The organism is Ruegeria alba, from assembly GCF_022321465.1.
GTDB lineage: Bacteria > Pseudomonadota > Alphaproteobacteria > Rhodobacterales > Rhodobacteraceae > Ruegeria_B > Ruegeria_B alba.
In genome coordinates this window covers 149721-167377 of sequence record NZ_JAKOEM010000002.1, presented here as the reverse complement: position 1 = coordinate 167377, position 17657 = coordinate 149721, and the positions used below count along the sequence as shown (strand labels likewise).

16 protein-coding genes are annotated in these 17657 nt (G+C 62.7%); 9 read left to right on the top strand and 7 right to left on the bottom strand.

The genetic code is table 11. The annotated features are described in order from the left end of the window. Positions 1 to 11 precede the first annotated feature (11 nt). The 3 genes from MB818_RS04505 to MB818_RS04495 all read right to left on the bottom strand — a co-directional run bounded on the left by MB818_RS04505 (position 12) and on the right by MB818_RS04495 (position 2584). A complete protein-coding gene (locus MB818_RS04505; RefSeq protein WP_234137312.1) occupies positions 12 to 548 on the bottom strand; it encodes a rod shape-determining protein MreD in 537 nt (178 codons plus the stop codon). Then, positions 541 to 1458 (bottom strand): rod shape-determining protein MreC, encoded by a 918-nt coding sequence (mreC, locus tag MB818_RS04500; protein ID WP_234137313.1) that lies wholly within the window; start codon positions 1456 to 1458, stop codon positions 541 to 543. The genes MB818_RS04505 and mreC overlap by 8 nt, the downstream gene beginning before the upstream one ends. Before the next feature lie 79 nt (positions 1459 to 1537). Beyond that, the gene (locus MB818_RS04495) at positions 1538 to 2584 is read right to left on the bottom strand and encodes a rod shape-determining protein (RefSeq protein ID WP_234137314.1); all 1047 of its coding nucleotides are present in this window, start codon (positions 2582 to 2584) and stop codon (positions 1538 to 1540) included. 163 nt (positions 2585 to 2747) lie between these two features. On the opposite strand from MB818_RS04495, the gene MB818_RS04490 reads away from it, so the two are divergent. Continuing rightward, the gene (locus tag MB818_RS04490; protein ID WP_234162777.1) at positions 2748 to 3533 is read left to right on the top strand and encodes a 23S rRNA (adenine(2030)-N(6))-methyltransferase RlmJ; all 786 of its coding nucleotides are present in this window, start codon (positions 2748 to 2750) and stop codon (positions 3531 to 3533) included. Between the two features lie 89 nt (positions 3534 to 3622). Here the strand turns inward: MB818_RS04490 and MB818_RS04485 are convergent, their stop codons facing one another. Then, positions 3623 to 5197, bottom strand: coding sequence for a 2-isopropylmalate synthase (locus MB818_RS04485; RefSeq protein WP_234216070.1), 1575 nt, complete (start codon positions 5195 to 5197; stop codon positions 3623 to 3625). A gap of 271 nt (positions 5198 to 5468) precedes the next feature. Here MB818_RS04485 and MB818_RS04480 point away from each other — a divergent pair, with 271 nt between their 5' ends. Next, entirely contained in the window at positions 5469 to 6134 is a 666-nt protein-coding gene (locus MB818_RS04480) for an SDR family NAD(P)-dependent oxidoreductase (protein ID WP_238904128.1), read from the top strand. Continuing rightward, positions 6131 to 7657: a cryptochrome/photolyase family protein gene (locus MB818_RS04475; protein ID WP_238904126.1), complete on the top strand. Its 1527-nt coding sequence runs from the start codon at positions 6131 to 6133 to the stop codon at positions 7655 to 7657. The genes MB818_RS04480 and MB818_RS04475 overlap by 4 nt, the downstream gene beginning before the upstream one ends. Here MB818_RS04475 and MB818_RS04470 read toward each other — a convergent pair. After that, complete coding sequence (locus MB818_RS04470; RefSeq protein WP_439653273.1) at positions 7654 to 9075, bottom strand: MORN repeat-containing protein; 1422 nt, start codon at positions 9073 to 9075, stop codon at positions 7654 to 7656. The genes MB818_RS04475 and MB818_RS04470 overlap by 4 nt on opposite strands. A 153-nt stretch (positions 9076 to 9228) precedes the next feature. On the opposite strand from MB818_RS04470, the gene MB818_RS04465 reads away from it, so the two are divergent. The 4 genes from MB818_RS04465 to MB818_RS04450 all read left to right on the top strand — a co-directional run bounded on the left by MB818_RS04465 (position 9229) and on the right by MB818_RS04450 (position 13936). After that, entirely contained in the window at positions 9229 to 10887 is a 1659-nt protein-coding gene (locus tag MB818_RS04465) for an NAD+ synthase (protein WP_234137319.1), read from the top strand. A 200-nt stretch (positions 10888 to 11087) separates the two neighbouring features. Continuing rightward, positions 11088 to 11681, top strand: coding sequence for a hypothetical protein (locus tag MB818_RS04460; protein WP_234137320.1), 594 nt, complete (start codon positions 11088 to 11090; stop codon positions 11679 to 11681). 187 nt (positions 11682 to 11868) lie between these two features. After that, entirely contained in the window at positions 11869 to 12489 is a 621-nt protein-coding gene (locus tag MB818_RS04455; RefSeq protein WP_234137321.1) for a hypothetical protein, read from the top strand. 115 nt (positions 12490 to 12604) lie between these two features. Next, a complete protein-coding gene (locus MB818_RS04450) occupies positions 12605 to 13936 on the top strand; it encodes an NAD(P)/FAD-dependent oxidoreductase (RefSeq protein ID WP_238904124.1) in 1332 nt (443 codons plus the stop codon). Positions 13937 to 13946: 10 nt separating this feature from the next. Here MB818_RS04450 and MB818_RS04445 read toward each other — a convergent pair whose 3' ends face one another. Continuing rightward, the gene (locus tag MB818_RS04445) at positions 13947 to 14879 is read right to left on the bottom strand and encodes an MBL fold metallo-hydrolase (RefSeq protein ID WP_234137323.1); all 933 of its coding nucleotides are present in this window, start codon (positions 14877 to 14879) and stop codon (positions 13947 to 13949) included. Positions 14880 to 15108: 229 nt separating this feature from the next. On the opposite strand from MB818_RS04445, the gene gltX reads away from it, so the two are divergent. Then, on the top strand, positions 15109 to 16434 hold the full coding sequence (gene gltX, locus MB818_RS04440; protein WP_238904123.1) for a glutamate--tRNA ligase: 1326 nt from the start codon (positions 15109 to 15111) through the stop codon (positions 16432 to 16434). A 79-nt stretch (positions 16435 to 16513) separates the two neighbouring features. Here the strand turns inward: gltX and MB818_RS04435 are convergent, their stop codons facing one another. Further along, a complete protein-coding gene (locus MB818_RS04435) occupies positions 16514 to 17083 on the bottom strand; it encodes a gamma-glutamylcyclotransferase family protein (RefSeq protein ID WP_234165662.1) in 570 nt (189 codons plus the stop codon). 105 nt (positions 17084 to 17188) lie between these two features. Between MB818_RS04435 and MB818_RS04430 the strand changes: the two genes are divergently transcribed. After that, positions 17189 to 17656 (top strand): RrF2 family transcriptional regulator, encoded by a 468-nt coding sequence (locus MB818_RS04430; protein WP_234142653.1) that lies wholly within the window; start codon positions 17189 to 17191, stop codon positions 17654 to 17656. Position 17657: the final 1 nt, after the last annotated feature.

The following is a 17657-nucleotide window of genomic DNA, read 5'->3' as shown; positions in this document are numbered from 1 at the left end:
ATCGTCTCAACTCAACGGGCTCCCAGTGCTTCGGCATCGGCGGGCGTCAGGCGGCGCACACCGAACACCGCCTGGCTGGACCCGGCCACCAGCGGATAGATCAGGATTGTCAGCAGCAGTTGCGAGGTTGCTAGGAACAGAGGCGCCTGATCGACCGAGGTGATCGCAAGGACGATCCGGTAGAGCAGGGCGATTACCGCCATAACCACCGCCACTGCCAGCCACTCGGCGGCAAAACCGGATTCGCCATGTCCTCCGAAACGGCTGCGCAGGAACACTGCTCCCGCCAATATCAGTGCCGCCAACAGGCCCGGAGGACGCTGCAACAGCAGATCGGCCAGCAGGATCACCACAGCAATCAGCAGCGCTGGCACGAAATCGGGACGGCGTAGCGCCCATGCCAACGTCAGCGCCAGCAACAGGTCGGGTTCCGCCCAGCCTTTTGGCAATGTGTCGAGCGGCAACAGGTGAAAGAACAAGATCACTGTCGCCAGCCCGGCGTAGCACAAACGCATCAGCCAGATGCGCGAGGGAGCCAGACTATCCATCGGTGGCCTCTGCAGGGTTTGCCAGAGAGGAGGTGTTGGGCGCGACCGGTGCCGGCGGCCCGACCACGCCGCCATGATCTTCGATCTGCTCGGTGCCGTGATGGCGCAATACGCGCAGGAATTCCAGCCGCTCATAGTCGGCCGAAAGTCGCACGCGCAGGCGCCCGTTGCGGTCCTCGGCCACCTGCCCGATCAGCAGCCCGGCGGGAAACACGCCACCATCGCCCGAGGTAACGACCCGGTCGCCGGGCCGAACAAATTCGCGGTTTTCCAGGAAATCGATCACGGGTGCTGCAGTATTGTCACCGGTGATCAGGGCGGTCTGTCCCGAGGGTTGGATCGTGGCGGGGATCGAACTGGCCGCATCGATGAGCAGGATGACTCTGGCCGAGGACTGGCCCACGCCCGAGATCCGACCCACCAGCCCGATCCCGTCCATCGCCGCCCACCCATCGACGATCCCGTCGCGCGCACCGACGTTCAGCAACACTGATTGCCGGAAGGGCGAACCGCTATCGGCCATGACAACGCCGGTGATATAGGTCAGGCGCGGGTCGAGCCGGACATTGTTGAGATCCAGCAGCCGGGCGTTTTCTTGCTCGAGCTGTAGTGCCGCCTCTTTCCAGGCCCGCATCTGGCGCAGCTCGCTGCGCAGTTCACGGTTCTGCTCGCTCAGCCGCTGATAGCTCTGGAAGTCGCGGATCAGGTTGATCGTGCCGGTGACCGGCACCATGGCCCAGTCCATCGAGGGGATGACCGTATCGACGACTTGGGCGCGGAACCGTTCGACTCGCGGGCTGTCGATACGCCAAACCAGGAAGATGCCCAGCAGGCACAGCAACACGACCCCGAGCAACAGACGGCGCAGGGGGCCGGCATAGTCCTCGCGCTGTGAGCGGTCGCGTGCCAAAGAGGTCCTTTCCGCCAATAGTCCGGGCCGCCGGACGGCAGCCGCTTAAACCGCCGAATACCCCGGGATCCTGCGCGGCTTAGCTGTCGTAGTCAATCGCGTGGCGCAGCTGCTTTTCGTATTCCAGCGCCTTGCCGGTGCCGAGTGCGACGCAGTTCAGGCTTTCATCGGCAATCGAAACCGCCAGCCCGGTCTGTTCGCGTAGGGCCAGGTCAAGATCGCCCAGCAACGCGCCGCCGCCGGTCAGCATGACACCGCGGTCGACGATATCGGCGGCCAGATCGGGCGGCGTGGTCTCCAGCGCGGTCATCACCGCCTCGCAGATTTGCTGTACAGGCTCGGCCAGCGCCTCGGCCACCTGGGCCTGGCTGATCTCGATTTCCTTGGGAACGCCATTCAGCAGGTCGCGCCCCCGTATCTGCATCGACTGGCCGCGCCCGTCATCGGGCATGCGCGCGGTGCCGATCGAGGTCTTGATGCGTTCGGCGGTGCTTTCCCCCACCAAAAGGTTCTGCTGACGGCGCAGGTAGCTGATGATCGCCTCGTCCATCCGATCGCCACCGACACGAACCGAGCGGGCATAGACGATGTCACCCAGCGACAGAACTGCGACCTCGGTGGTGCCGCCGCCGATGTCCACGACCATGTTGCCGGTCGGGTCGGTGATCGGCATGCCGGCGCCGATGGCAGCGGCGATGGGTTCGGCGATCAGCCCGGCGCGGCGGGCACCGGCGCTCAGCACCGATTGACGGATCGCGCGCTTTTCAACCGGGGTGGCGCCATGAGGAACGCAGACGATGATCTTGGGCTTCGAGAAGGTCGAGCGCTTGTGCACCTTGCGGATGAAATGCTTGATCATCTCTTCGGCGGTGTCGAAATCGGCAATCACGCCTTCGCGCATCGGGCGGATTGCCTCGATGCTGCCCGGGGTGCGACCCAGCATCAGCTTGGCGTCCTCGCCCACGGCAAGAACCTTCTTGACCCCGTCCTTGACGTGATAGGCCACCACCGAGGGTTCGGACAAAATGACACCGCGTCCCTTGACATAGACCAGTGTGTTAGCCGTGCCTAGGTCGATCGCCATGTCCGCTGCGAACAGGCTGCCCAGACTATCGAAGATCCCCATGTGAGTGGTCCTGTCTACCAGAATTCTTGCAATGCCCACGACTCGACGGGCCTGCGACGAATGACTTATAGGGCGCAGACGCACTGTGGAAAAGGGCCGAATCTGCTCGGATCAGCACCAATCCGCCGCGCAAGCGGACATGACGCGGGGACAGAACAGGCAAATGCTATCTTATCAGCACATTTATCACGCCGGAAACCTGGCCGATGTCCAGAAACACGCGCTGTTGGCGGTAGCGCTAGATTATCTCACCCGTAAGGACAAGCCGTTGAGCTATCTGGAAACGCATGCCGGACGCGGGCTTTATCATCTGGATGCGGCCGAGGCGGTGCGCACGGGTGAGGCGAGGGTCGGGATCGGCCGGGTCGAAGAGGCGGAATGGTTCGTTTCGGGGCATCCGATAATGCGGGTGCTGGCCGCAGTTCGGGCGGATCACGGCGGTGCGGCCTACCCCGGCTCACCGCTGGTGGCGGCGCACCTGCTTCGTCCCGGTGATGTGATGCACCTCGCCGAGATGCACCCGCAGGAAAACGCGGCGCTGGAACAGACGATGGCAGGTTTTCCGGCACGTGTGTATCGGCGGGACGGGTTCGAAATGGCGCAGTCGCTGCTGCCGCCCGATCCTCGAAGGGGGATGATGCTGATCGATCCCAGCTACGAGGTTAAATCCGACTACGACCGGATGCCGGCGGTGATCGCGCAATTGCACCGCAAGTGGAATGTGGGCGTGATCGCGCTTTGGTATCCGATCCTGACCGATGAGCGGCACAAGGTGATGCTGGCGGCGCTAGAGCGGCAAGGCCTTCCCAAGGTCCTGCGGCATGAGGTCCGTTTTGCGCCCGCCCGCGAGGGGCATCGGATGGTGGGGTCGGGTATGTTCGTGATCAATACGCCCTTTGGTCTTTCCGCCGAGGCGACGCGCCTTTCGGGCCTGTTCGCTCAGCTCTGAGAGAGGCACCGTTTTCCGAGCCGGAAAACGGCCCGGAAAACGAAGTTTTCCGTTTCGGAATTCTTGCAGAATTCCGATCTACCAAGGCGTCAGGTCAGGTCCTTGTAGCTGATCTCGCGCGTATCGGCGCCGGGGCCAGCCTTCTCGCGCCGTACGATCAGACGGTTGAGTGCGTTGATATAGGCCTTGGCGCTGGCCACCACTGTGTCGGTATTGGCGGACTCGCCGGTGGCAATCATCCCGTCCTCTTCCAGCCGAACGCTGACCGTGGCCTGGGCGTCGGTGCCTTCGGTCACCGCATGCACCTGGTAGAGCTGCAGATGTGCCTTGTTGGGATGCAGCTCGCGGATCGCTTTGAAACTGGCATCTACCGGCCCGTCGCCATGCGCGGTCGCGCTGACATCCTTGCCGTCGATCTCCATCTCGACCGTCGCCTCGGCCGGGCCACCGGTGCCGCAGATCACCTTCATCGAGACCAGCTGCAAATGGTCCTGTTCGGCATTCTCGCCCGAGCGCATCAGCGCGATCACATCGTCGTCGAACACCTCTTTCTTGCGGTCGGCCAGTTCCTTGAACCGAACGAAGATGTCCTTGAGCTGGTTGTCGCCCACCTCATAGCCGAGGTGTTCGAGCTTGTCGCGCAGCGCCGCGCGCCCCGAATGCTTGCCCAGTGGCAACGAGGTGCCCGAGAGGCCGATATCCTCTGGCCGCATGATCTCGAAATTCTCGCGGTTCTTCAGCATCCCGTCCTGGTGGATGCCGCTTTCATGGGCGAATGCGTTCTTGCCCACGATGGCCTTGTTGAACTGCACGTTGAACCCGGACACGGTCGCCACCCGACGCGAGATCGCCATGATCTTGGTGGTGTCGATCCCGGTGTGCCAGGGCATGATGTCGTGGCGGGTCTTCATTGCCATCACCACCTCTTCCAGGGCGGTGTTGCCGGCGCGTTCGCCCAACCCGTTGATGGTGCATTCGATCTGGCGCGCGCCACCTGCCACGGCGGCAAGGCTGTTGGCCGTCGCCATGCCGAGGTCGTTGTGGCAATGGGTGGCAAAGATCACATCGTCGGCACCCGGCACCGTTTCGATCAGCCGCCGGATCAGGTCTGCACTCTCGGCGGGGGCGGTATAGCCCACGGTATCGGGGATGTTGATCGTTGTGGCACCGGCCTTGATCGCGATTTCAATCACACGGCACAGGTAGTCCCATTCGGTCCGGGTCGCATCCATCGGCGACCATTGCACGTTTTCGCACAGGTTGCGGGCGTGGCTGACCGTTTCATGGATCTTCTCGGCCATTTCGTCCTGGGTCAGGTTGGGAATGGCGCGGTGCAGCGGTGACGTCCCGATAAACGTGTGAATGCGGTTCTGTTCGGCGTGTTTCACCGCCTCCCAGCAGCGGTCGATATCGGCGAAATTGGCGCGCGCCAGCCCGCAAATGCGGCTGTTTTTCGAACGCTTGGCGATCTCGCTCACCGCCTTGAAATCGCCTTCCGAGGCGATGGGGAACCCGGCCTCGATGATGTCCACCCCCATCTCGTCGAGCATCTCGGCGATCTCGAGCTTTTCTGAATGGGTCATGGTGGCGCCCGGGCTCTGCTCGCCGTCGCGCAAGGTGGTGTCAAAGATCAAGACGCGGTCTTGGTCGGTCGCATGGGTCATGTCGGTAACTTTCGTATCTGTCCTAAGCCAAATGGCGCGCAAGCCTCCTCCTCTGAGCGGGCGCGCCGAAAGGGCACGCTCAGAGGCGGATTAGGATCAGTAGGCCACGCAGAGCGGCGCCAGAAATGGCGGTGCCGGTCGATGCTATGTCTGCGCGGTTGATCATGCGGCAAGGTTATACCGGCCCGCGCGGGAATGGAAAGGGAGAAAATGCTGTCTCGGACGTGGCGCTGATATTGAAGTCGTTGCCAGTCCAGCTAGCTGCGGAAGCATGAAAAAGGCTCTTGTTATTGGTGCTTCGGGGGGGATCGGTGCGGCCATTGCGGCGCAGCTTGAAGCGCGCGGCATTTCCGTGACCGGCCTGTCGCGCTCTGCCGATGGGCTGGACCTGACCGATGATCAGAGGAGTGCGCGGATCTTGCAAGGGCTCGATACCCCGTATGATCTGGTTTTGGTGGCGACCGGCGCGCTGGAAATCAACGGTGCCGGGCCAGAGAAATCGTTGCGCGCCCTGTCGGCGCAGGCCATGGCCGACCAATTCGCCCTGAATGCCATCGGCCCGGCCCTTGTCCTGCGTGAGGCGGGCCGACTGTTGCCGAGAGAATCCCGTAGCGTATGCGCGGTGCTTTCCGCGCGGGTCGGGTCGATCGGTGACAACCGGTTGGGCGGATGGGTCAGCTATCGCGCGTCCAAGGCGGCGTTGAACCAGATCGTCCGAACCGCAGCCATCGAGCTTGCGCGCAGCCACAAGCAGGCCGTCTGTGTCGCCTTGCATCCCGGTACAGTCGCCACCGCCTTTACCGAGAAATACCTTGGCCGCCATCCGGCGGTCTTGCCGAACGAAGCGGCGTCGAACCTGTTGCGCGTGATCGAGGGGCTTACACCCGAGCAGAGTGGTGGGTTCTATGATTGGGCCGGGAAAGAGGTTCCCTGGTGACCCGACTCATCCTTGTTCTGGGTGATCAATTGAGCGCCGGCCTCTCCGCGCTGGCCGAGGCGGACCCAAACACCGATTGCGTTGTCATGGCCGAGGTCGCCGCCGAGGCCGAATATGTTCCGCATCACCCCAAAAAAATCGCGCTGGTGCTGGCGGCGATGCGCAAGTTTGCCGAACAGCTGCGCCGGGCAGGGTGGCGGGTCGCGTATTCTCGGCTCGACGATCCGGATACGGGCGGTTCCGTTGACGACGAATTGCTGCGCCGGGCCGGTGAAACCGGCGCGACCGAGGTTCTGGTCACCACGCCCGGCGAGTGGCGGTTGATCGGGCAGCTTCGAGAGCTGCCGCTCAAGGTGAGGCTACTTCCCGATACGCGGTTCATCGCGTCCCGGCGCGATTTCGAGGACTGGGCAAAGGGGCGCAGCCAGTTGCGCATGGAATGGTTCTATCGCGACATGCGCCGCAAGACTGGGTTGTTGATGGAGGGTAATCAGCCTGCTGGCGGCAGTTGGAACTATGATGCCGAAAACCGCAAGCGACCCCCGAGCGGCCACCAGTTTCCGGCCCCGATGCAATTCGCACCTGATAGCGTCACTGCCGAGGTTCTGGATCTTGTCGCGGCCCGTTTTGATGCCAGTTTCGGTACTCTGCGCCCGTTCTGGTTCGCCACCGACCGGGTACAGGCGTTGCAGGCGCTTGACCATTTCATCACCGAGGCGCTGCCTCTTTTTGGTGACTACCAGGATGCGATGCTGACGGGGGAACGGTTTCTGTATCATTCCGTCCTGTCGGTCTATCTCAATCTCGGTCTGTTGGAGCCGCTGGAGGTTTGCCGTGCTGCCGAACAGGCCTGGCGCCAAGGCCATGCGCCCTTGAACGCCGTCGAAGGCTTCATTCGGCAGATCATCGGTTGGCGCGAATTCGTAAGGGGCATCTATTTCCTCGAGGGGGCGGGATACACGGCATCCAATGCGCTGGGACACCAGCGTGATCTGCCGACCTTCTACTGGGGCGGCGAGACGCGGATGACCTGTATTCGCGAGGCGGTGTCGCAGACGCGGGACGAGGCCTATGCCCATCATATCCAGCGCTTGATGATCACCGGTAACTTCGCCCTTCTGGCGGGTGTTGATCCGCAACAGGTCCACGAATGGTATCTGGCCGTTTACGCCGATGCTTTCGAGTGGGTCGAGGCCCCGAACACCATTGGCATGAGCCAGTTCGCCGATGGCGGGATCGTGGCGTCCAAGCCCTATGTGTCGAGCGGCGCCTACATCAATCGGATGTCGGACCACTGCAAGACATGCGCCTATGACGTCAAGGCCAAGACCGGAGACCGGGCATGCCCCTTCAACCTGCTATACTGGAGCTTTCTGGACCGCCATCGCGACCGGTTTGCGAGCAATCCTCGCATGGGTAACATGTACCGGACGTGGGAGCGGATGGACCCGGATCAGCGCCGGACCATCCTGTCGGATGCCGACACCCTGCTGGCCCGGCTTGACGGCGGAGATATCGTCTAGCCGTCAGACGCGGCGGCGGCCGGTTCACCTTTGGTCAGCGCACCATTGTCCCAGTTGCCCTTTTCTTCCTGGCCGCTGGCATATTTCATGGTGCCTTCGCCCTGACGCTTACCATTACGGAAATGGCCTTCGTAGACATCGCCATTGGCATAGGTGGCGACACCGATGCCGCTGATCTTGCCCGCCTGCCACTGGCCTTTGTAGCGGAACCCGTCGGCCATCACGATCTCGCCGTCGCCCTCGCGCTGGCCGTTGACATATTGCCCGGTATAGACCGATCCGTCGGGATAGGTGGCCTTGCCCTGTCCGTGGCGGACCCCGTCCTGCCACTCGCCCTCGTAGCGATAGCCGTCGGCATAGGTCATGATGCCCTGGCCGTCGTTCTTGGCATTCTTGAAGGTGCCCTTGTAGACGATGCCATTGGCATAGATCGCGGTCCCGGTGCCCTCGATCACGCCGGCGACCCAATCGCCCTCATAGCTTGACCCGTCGGGATAGGTGATCTTGCCCTGGCCATCGGCCAGATCGGCGCGGAAATTGCCCTCGTAGACAGAGCCATCGGGATAGGTGACGCGACCCTGGCCCTCGATCTGACCCGCAACCCAGGAGCCGGCATAGCTGTAGCCGTCGGTGCCGGTGAAGATGCCCTGACCCTCGCGCCGGTCATCGGTGAAATCACCTTGATAGACATCGCCATTGGCATAGGTGACCTTGCCCTTGCCCTCGCGACGGCCAGCGATCAGGTCGCCTTCGTAGACATCGCCATTGGCCTGGGTCAGCGTGCCCTTGCCGTTGATCTGCCCATCGGCCCAGAAGCCCACATAGACCAGCCCGTCGGGCAGGGTCAGCGTGCCCTCGCCATGACGCTGCCCCGCGACGATGCCGCCCTCGTAGACGGCGCCGTCGGGATAGGTGATCTTGCCCAACCCCTCTTTCTGGCCGTCGACCCAGTCGCCATCATAGACATATCCACCGGGGCTTTGCATCACGCCCTTGCCATGATGTTTGGCATCACGGAACCCGCCTTCGTACCGTACACCGTTGGCATAGATCGCGACACCCTGGCCGTTGATCACACCGTCCGACCATTCTCCCTCGTAGGTACCTCCATCGGAAAAGGTGATCTTGCCCATGCCTTCGGGCTTACCCTGGGCAAAGCTGCCCTCGTAGACCGACCCGTTGGGAAAGCGCGCGACGCCGCGGCCGCGGATCTCGCCATCGACCCATTCGCCGCTGTATTCATAGCCGTTGGGCAGCCGATAGGTGCCGGTGCCATGTTGCAGGCCGCCCCGGAACGTGCCCTCGTAGACGCCGCCGATCTCGTCCTGCGTGGTCAGGACCTGGTTCTGCTGGGCATAGGCCGCAGGGGCCATGGCCAGGATGGCGGCAAATGCGATGCGTCTGCGGTTTCTGGTCATTGGTGCCTCTGTCTGCCCTGTCGACCGTCTGAATGCGGCACCGCGAAATTAAGGCAGGTCCGGGCAAGGGGCAATGTCTTTTGCCGCATTTGGCTTTTCCTCGCGCGTCGATCTGATAAATCGGCAGATCAGGAGCAAGGGCAAGGGGGCATCATGGCCGACCGTTTCCGTATCACTCTGGCGCAGCTCAATCCCACCGTGGGCGACCTGGCTGGCAATGCCGCCAAGGCCCGCATGGCCTGGGAGCGGGGACGCGCGGCGGGGGCCGACCTGGTGGCGCTGCCCGAAATGTTCGTGACCGGGTACAACACGCAAGATCTGGTGATGAAGCCGGTGTTTCATGATGCCGCCATAGCCATGGTCGAGGCGCTGGCCGAGGAGTGCGCCGATGGCCCGGCGCTGGCCATAGGTGGCCCCTGGGTCGAGGACGGCAAGCTCTATAACGCCTACCTGATCCTGCGGGGTGGCAAGATCGTCAGCCGCTCGCTCAAGACCCACCTGCCCAACGAGACGGTGTTCGACGAGGTGCGCATTTTCGATGCCGGGCCGCTGGGGGGGCCGTATTCGGTGGGCAACACCCGCATCGGCAGCCCGATCTGCGAGGATGCCTGGCACGAGGACGTGGCCGAGACTCTGGCCGAAACCGGGGCCGAGTTTTTGCTGGTGCCCAATGGCTCGCCCTATTACCGCGACAAGTACGATACTCGGATCAACCAGATGGTGGCGCGGGTGGTCGAAACCGGCCTGCCGCTGATCTATCTCAACATGGTGGGTGGGCAGGACGATCAGGTGTTCGATGGCGGCACATTCGGCCTGAATCCAGGCGGCGCGCTGGCCTTTCGCATGCCGGTCTTTGACGAGGCAATCACGCATGTCGATCTGGAGCGCGGACCCGAGGGCTGGCGGATCGCCAAGGGAGAAGTGGCGCTGCTGCCCGACGCCTGGGAGCAGGATTACCGCGTGATGGTCGAAAGCCTGCGCGATTACATGCGCAAGGCCGGCTTTGCCAAGGCGCTGCTGGGCCTCTCTGGCGGTGTGGATTCGGCGCTGGTGGCGGCAATAGCGGCCGACGCCTTGGGTGCAGAAAACGTGCGCTGCGTCATGTTGCCCTCGGAATACACGAGCACCGAGTCGCTGGAGGATGCCGAGGCGGTGGCGCAGGCGCTGGGCGTTCGATACGACTATGTCCCGATCTCTGAAAGCCGGGCGGCGGTGACCAATACGCTGGCACCGCTCTTTGCCGGGACCGAACCGGGCCTGACCGAAGAGAACATCCAGTCCCGCCTGCGCGGCCTGTTGCTGATGGCGCTTTCCAACAAGTTCGGCGAAATGCTGCTGACCACCGGCAACAAGTCCGAGGTAGCAGTGGGTTATGCCACCATCTATGGCGACATGGCGGGCGGCTATAACCCGATCAAGGATCTCTACAAGACGCGGGTGTTCGAAACCTGCCGCTGGCGCAACGCCAACCACCGGCCCTGGATGATGGGACCGGCGGGCGAGGTGATCCGGCCTTCGGTCATCGACAAGCCTCCCAGCGCCGAGTTGCGCGCGGATCAAAAGGACAGCGACAGCCTGCCGGACTATCCCGAACTGGACGCGATCCTGGATATTCTGGTCGATCAGGACGGCTCCATCGCCGATTGCGTGGCCGCAGGGTTCGACCGCGATGTCGTCCGCCGGGTCGAGCATCTGATCTATATCAGCGAATACAAGCGGTATCAGTCGGCCCCCGGCGCGCGGCTGACCCCGCGTGCCTTCTGGCTGGACCGTCGTTATCCCATCGTGAATCGCTGGCGTGACCCGAGTTGATCTATTGTCGTGGACAATCGTGGGTTCTTCGAGGTGACTGTCATCCGCTTCGGTTCGATTTATGGCGAATTTGACCCAAATGTGACATTTTGAGGGCTTCAGAGGCGAGGGGATGGCAGAATGTCCAAAGTCATCGCCCCACACCTGTTTTAACGAACTCAGCCTGGGGCGGAACATAACTCGTGTCTGGGATGTGTGCCATGTTGAACCCGCTGAATGCGCCCCCTAAAGGCGTAAAAATGCTGAAATCGCCACCGAGAGAACTGGACGAAGCCGATATCGATCGTGTTGTCCAGGAAATCATACGCGAAGAGATCGCGGCGCCTAAGCTGAAGCCGCGCAAGACGCTGCCGGAGCTCGCTCCCGCTTTGCCATTCGAGCCCGAGAGCGAAGAAGCCTCGTTAGGCAAGCCGCGCTATCAACCGAAACTTCGCCACTCGGCCGCAATTCTTGCGCTGGCGTTGATGATCGGCTGGCCGTGGCTATTGCCGACTTTCTTAGGGCTGGCGATCATTCTTCCCGTTGTTGCCTGTCTTGTGTTGGGCCGGAAACGCATTGGCAAGGTCGTCGCGAGCGGTTTCTCGCGCTTCCACCAGCTCAGCCCTGCTCAGGCGGAGGCGCTGCGCGGATGGGCCATGCGGCGTGTCGCCGGAATGGAGCGAATGCTAGCACGCCTTCCGAACCGTTGGACCGCTGGGCTCTATCTTCCGGATTTGGGGCCCACGCCTGAGAGCGCTGAAAAAATGCAGCAGGATCCGTTCGACAGACTCCGCCTGGATCAGGCCGAAGTCTGACGGAGGCGCAATTGTGATGGAATTCTCCATTCTGTCACAATTCGGCCCAAACGGCGCCCTATTTGCCTTTTTAAAGTCGATATAGGTAAGTTAAGACCACATAAATGGCGATTTTGCCCGAGCAGTGAATAGCGTCTGAATAAAGACGAAGGTGGGAAAGAAGCTGAACTCGCTTGGGGACAGTCACATGAAAGCGCCGCATAAGCTTCACTTGTCCGCTGAAAACATGAACCAATCCAAGGGGCGTGATGTCGATGAACAGTTGATCGACACGACAATTCGAACCCTTCTGGAAAGTGACGTTTCGGCCCCTCGACAGCAAGCGAACCGGGATTGTGTTCAGGAGCGGGAGCAGGGCACGGCACCGATACGGCCTGATAGTCCAGTCTCCGCCTCGGTTCGGCGCTCATTTCTGGGTAATCCGCCGGGGTGGCGGGTTTCGCTCGTAATTCTTGTCCTGGCCATATTGATCGGCTGGCCGATCTTGTTGCTGGTCTTTTTCGGGCTGTTGGTGGCTATCCTGGTGATCCCGTATCTCACGCTTGGCCATGATCGCTCGGTGGAGATTTGCCTTCTTGGTTACGACCTGCTGTCCCGACACAGCCCAAGTCGCGCCGAATATTTGAGAGGCTGGGCTGCTAGGCAAACTAGCGCGATGGAACGTTGGCTGACCCATTTGCCGGAGAGCTGGGTCTCGGGATTGTACTTGCCAGATTTTGAGACCGATACTGGAAGGCCGGAAAAAATGCAGACGGATCCGTTTGACAGGCTGTATGAACGTCTGCGCAGCAAGGATGCCGAACCGTAAGTGCAGTTTTGCCACAGCTATCCGGGATGTGATCCGGCGCGTCATTTTTGACCCTTTCGTTCGGGTAGGCCGGGCTACATCTCTGGCACCGATTGTGTCACTTGATTGAGATTGAATGCCCGGACCCCGCCCGACCGATTTCTATTCCGACCTTGCCCTGCCCAAGCAGGTCGAGGTCGTTGTGGTTGGTGGTGGCATCATCGGGGTCTCGGCGGCGCTGGAATTGGCGGAACGAGGCGTCTCGGTCCTGTTGTGCGAAAAGGGTCAGATCGGCGCTGAACAAAGCTCACGCAACTGGGGTTGGGTGCGGCTGGGCATGCGCGACCCGCGCGAGATACCGCTCATGCAGGCGGCGCTGGAGATCTGGCACGGGTTGGATGCGCGTCTGGGACGCAACACCGGTTTTGTGCGCTCGGGCATCCTGTTTGCCGCTTCGGGGCGGCGCAGTACCGGGAATCTGGAGCGCTGGGCGCGCCATGTGGATGGGCTGGACACGCGGGCCCGGATGATCGAAGGCGCCGAGCTTACCGCCCATCTGCCCGGTCATCGCAAACCTCCGCAAGCGGCGCTGTTCATGCCGCAGGACGGCCGGGCCGAGCCGCAATGGGCCGCCCCCGCGATTGCCGAGGGCGCCCGTGACCGGGGTGCACAAATCCTGACGGCCTGTGCGGTGCGTTCGGTCGATGTCGAGGCGGGCCGGGTGACAGGGGTCTATACCGAACGGGGCCGGGTGGGCTGTTCCAGAGTGATTTTGGCGGGAGGGGCATGGTCACGCCTCTTTGCCGGCAATGCTGGCGTGTCGCTGCCGCAACTCAAGGTGCTGAACACCGTGTTGCGCAGTTCGCCGATGCCCGATGGTCCGAATGCCGCCTACTGGTCTGACGCGTTTGCCATGCGCCGTCGCGCCGATGGAGGGTTCACCATCGCTGCCGGCAGTCAGAACACGGTCGAGCTGGTACCTGACAGCTTGCGCTTGGCCTATAGCTTCCTGCCCGCCTACCGGCAGGAATGGCGTTCGCTGCGCTTTCGGCTATCGCGCCGCTGGCTGGAAGAGGCGCAGATGGCGCGCCAGTGGCAGCCGGGCGATGTTACCCCGTTCGAGCTGACCCGGATACTCGACCCGGAGCCGTCGCAGAAACACCTGCGCCGCGCGTGGTCTGCCGCCCGCCGCGCCTTTCCGATGCTCGACGGGGCCGAGATCATGCAAAGCTGGGCCGGGATGATCGACGTGACCCCGGATGCGATCCCGGTAATCTCGGGTGTCCCGGATCTGCCGGGCCTGTTCATTGCGACCGGGTTTTCCGGTCACGGGTTCGGGATTGGACCGGGCGCCGGGCGGCTGATCGCCGATCTGGCGACAAGAGAACCCCCGGTGGTGGACCCGTGGGAGTTTCGCCTGTCGCGGTTCAGCGATGGCAGCCGGGTGGCGCCCGATCCGGGGTACTGAGCCTGGAGCCTTAGCCCATCAACTGATAGCTGACGGGCACGAAGCGGAAACCGTCACCGCGCGCTTCCACGTAACCTGCCGCGGGGAAAGGCATGTGATAGCCGATCATCGGCACCCGGTCTGCGGCCAGCATGCCCAGGATCTGACGGCGCGAGGCGGTTGCCTTGGCTTTGTCCATGTCGAACCGTACCTCCCATTCAGGATGGGCGAAGGACCAGACATAATGGTTCGCCAGATCGGCGGTCAGCATCAGCTGTTGCCCGTCGCTCTCGAGCATGTAACCCATATGGCCCGGCGTGTGTCCCGAGGCATCAACCGCCGTTACCCCGGCGGCGACCGAGGCGCCCGGCTCGACAAAGGTCATTTTCTCCGCCAGCGGCGTTACATGCGACTTGACGAGGTCACCGACACGGTTGCCGGCCTCGGCCTTGGACCAGAAATCGTATTCGGCGGCGCCGGTGACATAACGGGCATTGGCAAAGGTGGGGGCGCCATCGGTCATCATGCCGCCGATATGGTCGGGATGCATATGGGTGATTACCACCACATCGATGGCTTCGGGCGCAACGCCAGCTGCTTCTAGCGCGCGGGTGATGCCGCCCTGGCCCAGACCGGTGTCGAACAGCACCAGTTCGGCCCCGGTATCGACCAGCGTAGGGGTAAAGAAGAATTGTGCCGTGTCGGCAGGGATGAAGTTCTCGGCCGAGACACGCGCGAAATCCTCGTCCGATGCGCCACCGCCAAAGATGTCCTTGGCCCCGTCACGCGGCAGGCTGCCGTCAAGAAGGGTGGTCACCCCCAGGCTGCCCAGCTTGAACGAGCGGGCGATGGGGGCCGCCGCCTTGCCGCCATGGGCACCGGCCAGGACGGGCGCCGCGGCGGCGGCAAGCGGCAGGGATGCGGCACCGGTCAAGGCGGCGCGGCGCGAAAGCTTCAGGGTCATGTCAGACCTCCCCAGTTATGTGTGAAACACCCAAAAGGATAGGGCAGCTCGCGCCCCCGGCAACCTCGGCATTCGTGCATAAATCTGTGCGGATTTGAGGTGGTGCCGGATGATCGGCCGGATCGGCGACAAGCGAAACAGTGATGTTGTCTGTGTGATGCGGGTGACTGGGGCCGAACTGGACAATTGTCGGCCCTTGTGACAAGGGGATCGGCAACAGGAGATGTCCATGACCACCACCCGTTTCGCCCCTTCGCCCACCGGTTACATTCATGTGGGCAACCTGCGCACCGCGCTGATGAACTATCTGATCGCCCGCAAGGCGGGCGGTACCTTCATCCTGAGGATCGACGACACCGACCCCGAGCGGTCGAAAGAGGAATATGTCGACGCAATCAAGCAGGATCTCGACTGGCTGGGCCTGCATTGGGACCGGGTGGAGCGTCAGTCCGAGCGGCTGGACCGCTATGCCGAGGCCGCCGACAAGCTGCGCGACATGGGCCGGTTCTACGAGGCGTTCGAGACCCCGACCGAACTGGATCTGAAGCGCAAGAAGCAGCTCAACATGGGCAAGCCACCGGTATATGACCGGGCGGCGCTGTCGCTGTCTGAGGGTGAGAAAAACGCCCTGCGTGCCGAGCGCGGTAACGGGGTGTGGCGTTTCAAGCTGGATCAGGAGCGGATCGAGTGGACTGACGGCATCCTCGGGGATATCTCGATCGACGCGGCCAGTGTCAGCGACCCGGTCCTGATCCGGGGCGACGGTCAGGTTCTCTATACGCTGGCGTCGGTGGTGGATGATACCGATATGGGTGTCACCGACGTGGTGCGCGGCTCGGACCATGTGACCAACACCGCGACCCAGATCCAGATCATGGCGGCGCTCGGGTTCGAACACCCCCGCTTCGCGCATCATTCGCTGCTGACCGGCCCGCAGGGCGAGGCGTTGTCGAAGCGCCTGGGCACGCTGGCCCTGCGCGACCTGCGCGAACAGGGAGTGCAGCCGATGGCGCTGCTCAGCCTGATGGCGCGGCTCGGCTCGTCCGATCCGGTCGAGTTGCGCAGCGACATGGCCGAGCTGATCGAGGGGTTCGACGTGACCCGGTTTGGCGCGGCACCGACCAAGTTCGATGTGCAGGATCTGTTTCCGCTGACGGGGCGCTACCTGCAGGCGCTGCCGCTGGAGGCAGTCGCGGCAGACGTGGCAGCGGCGGGCGTGCCCGAGGATATGGCCGCGCCTTTCTGGTTGATGGCGCGCGAGAACATCACCACGCTGAACGATCTGGCAGGGTGGTGGGCGCTGTGCAGGGACGGAGCCGAGCCGCTGATCGCCGACGAAGATCGCGCCTTTGTGGCCGAGGCCATGGCGCTCTTGCCCGAAGGGCCGCTTGACGGTGACAGCTGGGGTGCCTGGACCCAGGCAGTGAAAGAGGCCACCGGCCGCAAGGGCAAGGGGCTGTTCATGCCGCTGCGCAAGGCGGTAACCGGTATGGAGCGCGGCCCGGAAATGGCTACGCTGCTGCCGTTGATGCAGGTGATCCGCGCGCGCGGCTGAGCGGGAGCGCAAGATTTTTCGACGAAAAATCTTGTCGCCTCCGGCGGGAGTATTTGCGGCGAAATGAAGGGCTGCGCGTTCAGCTCACCGCGACGATGCGGGCGCCGATTTCGATGAGGGACCGGTCCACCAGATCGGTCTCTTCTGCCTTGAGTTGCTGGTGGCGCGGGTAGCGCGGCTGGGAGCGGTCGTCGAGAATGGGTGCTTCCCAGCCGCTGGTGGTGTTAAAGAAATCACGCACGCCCTCGCGGCCGAAGGCATGCAGATAGCCCTGCACCACCACGTCGATATAGCTGAGGAGGATGGGGTGCCGGGTGCTCGGCACGCTCTGTTTTTCCGGTGCCACCGCATAGACCGCGATCTCGGTGGGCTGCTTCAGGTCGTGGCGCACGTGGTCGGTGACCGCGACGCGGTCATAGGCCCATTCGCGCGCATCGAGTGCCTGCCAGTCGTCATTGGGCACATGGGCGATCATGCCGTCGATGCTGCAATCCGCATCCGGAAGTGCCGTCAGAAAGGCCACTTGTCTGAGGTCTGTATGACGCCAGACGCGCCGCCAGCCATGCAGGCGGGCCGGGCGCGGATCGGGGAAGTCGTGGGTTGCCAGGTTCACCAGGCTGCCGTAGCCGAAGAAATAGGGGTCTGCCATAGGTGCCTCGCCGCCGATCCGGTGCAATTGATGTATGTCAAACAGGTTTTTCCCGGGTTGTGCAATAAGGCTTGCAGATGAAATCCCACGGGGGAGGACCCGATCATGCGCATTACCAAGCGCACCAATATTGCGGTTCGGCTGCTGATGTACTGCGCCGCGCATCCGGACCGGCTGGTGACCAAGTCCGAGATTGCCGAAGTCTGCAACATTTCCGAGAACCATCTGGCCCAGGTAATCAACCAGCTCAGCCAGTTGGGGTTCCTGACCACGCAGCGCGGCCGCAATGGCGGCATGTGTCTGGGCATGGCCGCGGATGCGATCCGCATCGGTGAGGTGTTCAGACATGTCGAGGGCAACCTGCCGATGGTCGAGTGTTTCGCCGATGCCGACAACAGTTGTCCGCTGACCGATGCCTGCCGCCTTCGGCTGGCGCTGAGGGATGCGGCGCAGGCGTTCTATGCTTCGCTGGACGAGATCACGCTGGATGCGCTGGTCTGTGACAACACCGACCTGCTCAAGATCCTCAATCCGGTGGTCTGCGCGCGGCAGAGCGTGTCCCAGGCGGGCTGAT

Coding starts and splice junctions, on each gene's coding strand:
- MB818_RS04505 (WP_234137312.1), bottom strand. CDS start 548: ATGGATAGTCTGGCTCCCTCGCGCATCTGGCTGATGCGTTTGTGCTAC.
- MB818_RS04495 (WP_234137314.1), bottom strand. CDS start 2,584: ATGGGGATCTTCGATAGTCTGGGCAGCCTGTTCGCAGCGGACATGGCG.
- MB818_RS04490 (WP_234162777.1), top strand. CDS start 2,748: ATGCTATCTTATCAGCACATTTATCACGCCGGAAACCTGGCCGATGTC.
- MB818_RS04485 (WP_234216070.1), bottom strand. CDS start 5,197: ATGACCCATGCGACCGACCAAGACCGCGTCTTGATCTTTGACACCACC.
- MB818_RS04480 (WP_238904128.1), top strand. CDS start 5,469: ATGAAAAAGGCTCTTGTTATTGGTGCTTCGGGGGGGATCGGTGCGGCC.
- MB818_RS04470 (WP_439653273.1), bottom strand. CDS start 9,075: ATGACCAGAAACCGCAGACGCATCGCATTTGCCGCCATCCTGGCCATG.
- MB818_RS04465 (WP_234137319.1), top strand. CDS start 9,229: ATGGCCGACCGTTTCCGTATCACTCTGGCGCAGCTCAATCCCACCGTG.
- MB818_RS04460 (WP_234137320.1), top strand. CDS start 11,088: ATGTTGAACCCGCTGAATGCGCCCCCTAAAGGCGTAAAAATGCTGAAA.
- MB818_RS04455 (WP_234137321.1), top strand. CDS start 11,869: ATGAAAGCGCCGCATAAGCTTCACTTGTCCGCTGAAAACATGAACCAA.
- MB818_RS04450 (WP_238904124.1), top strand. CDS start 12,605: ATGCCCGGACCCCGCCCGACCGATTTCTATTCCGACCTTGCCCTGCCC.
- MB818_RS04445 (WP_234137323.1), bottom strand. CDS start 14,879: ATGACCCTGAAGCTTTCGCGCCGCGCCGCCTTGACCGGTGCCGCATCC.
- gltX (WP_238904123.1), top strand. CDS start 15,109: ATGACCACCACCCGTTTCGCCCCTTCGCCCACCGGTTACATTCATGTG.
- MB818_RS04435 (WP_234165662.1), bottom strand. CDS start 17,083: ATGGCAGACCCCTATTTCTTCGGCTACGGCAGCCTGGTGAACCTGGCA.
- MB818_RS04430 (WP_234142653.1), top strand. CDS start 17,189: ATGCGCATTACCAAGCGCACCAATATTGCGGTTCGGCTGCTGATGTAC.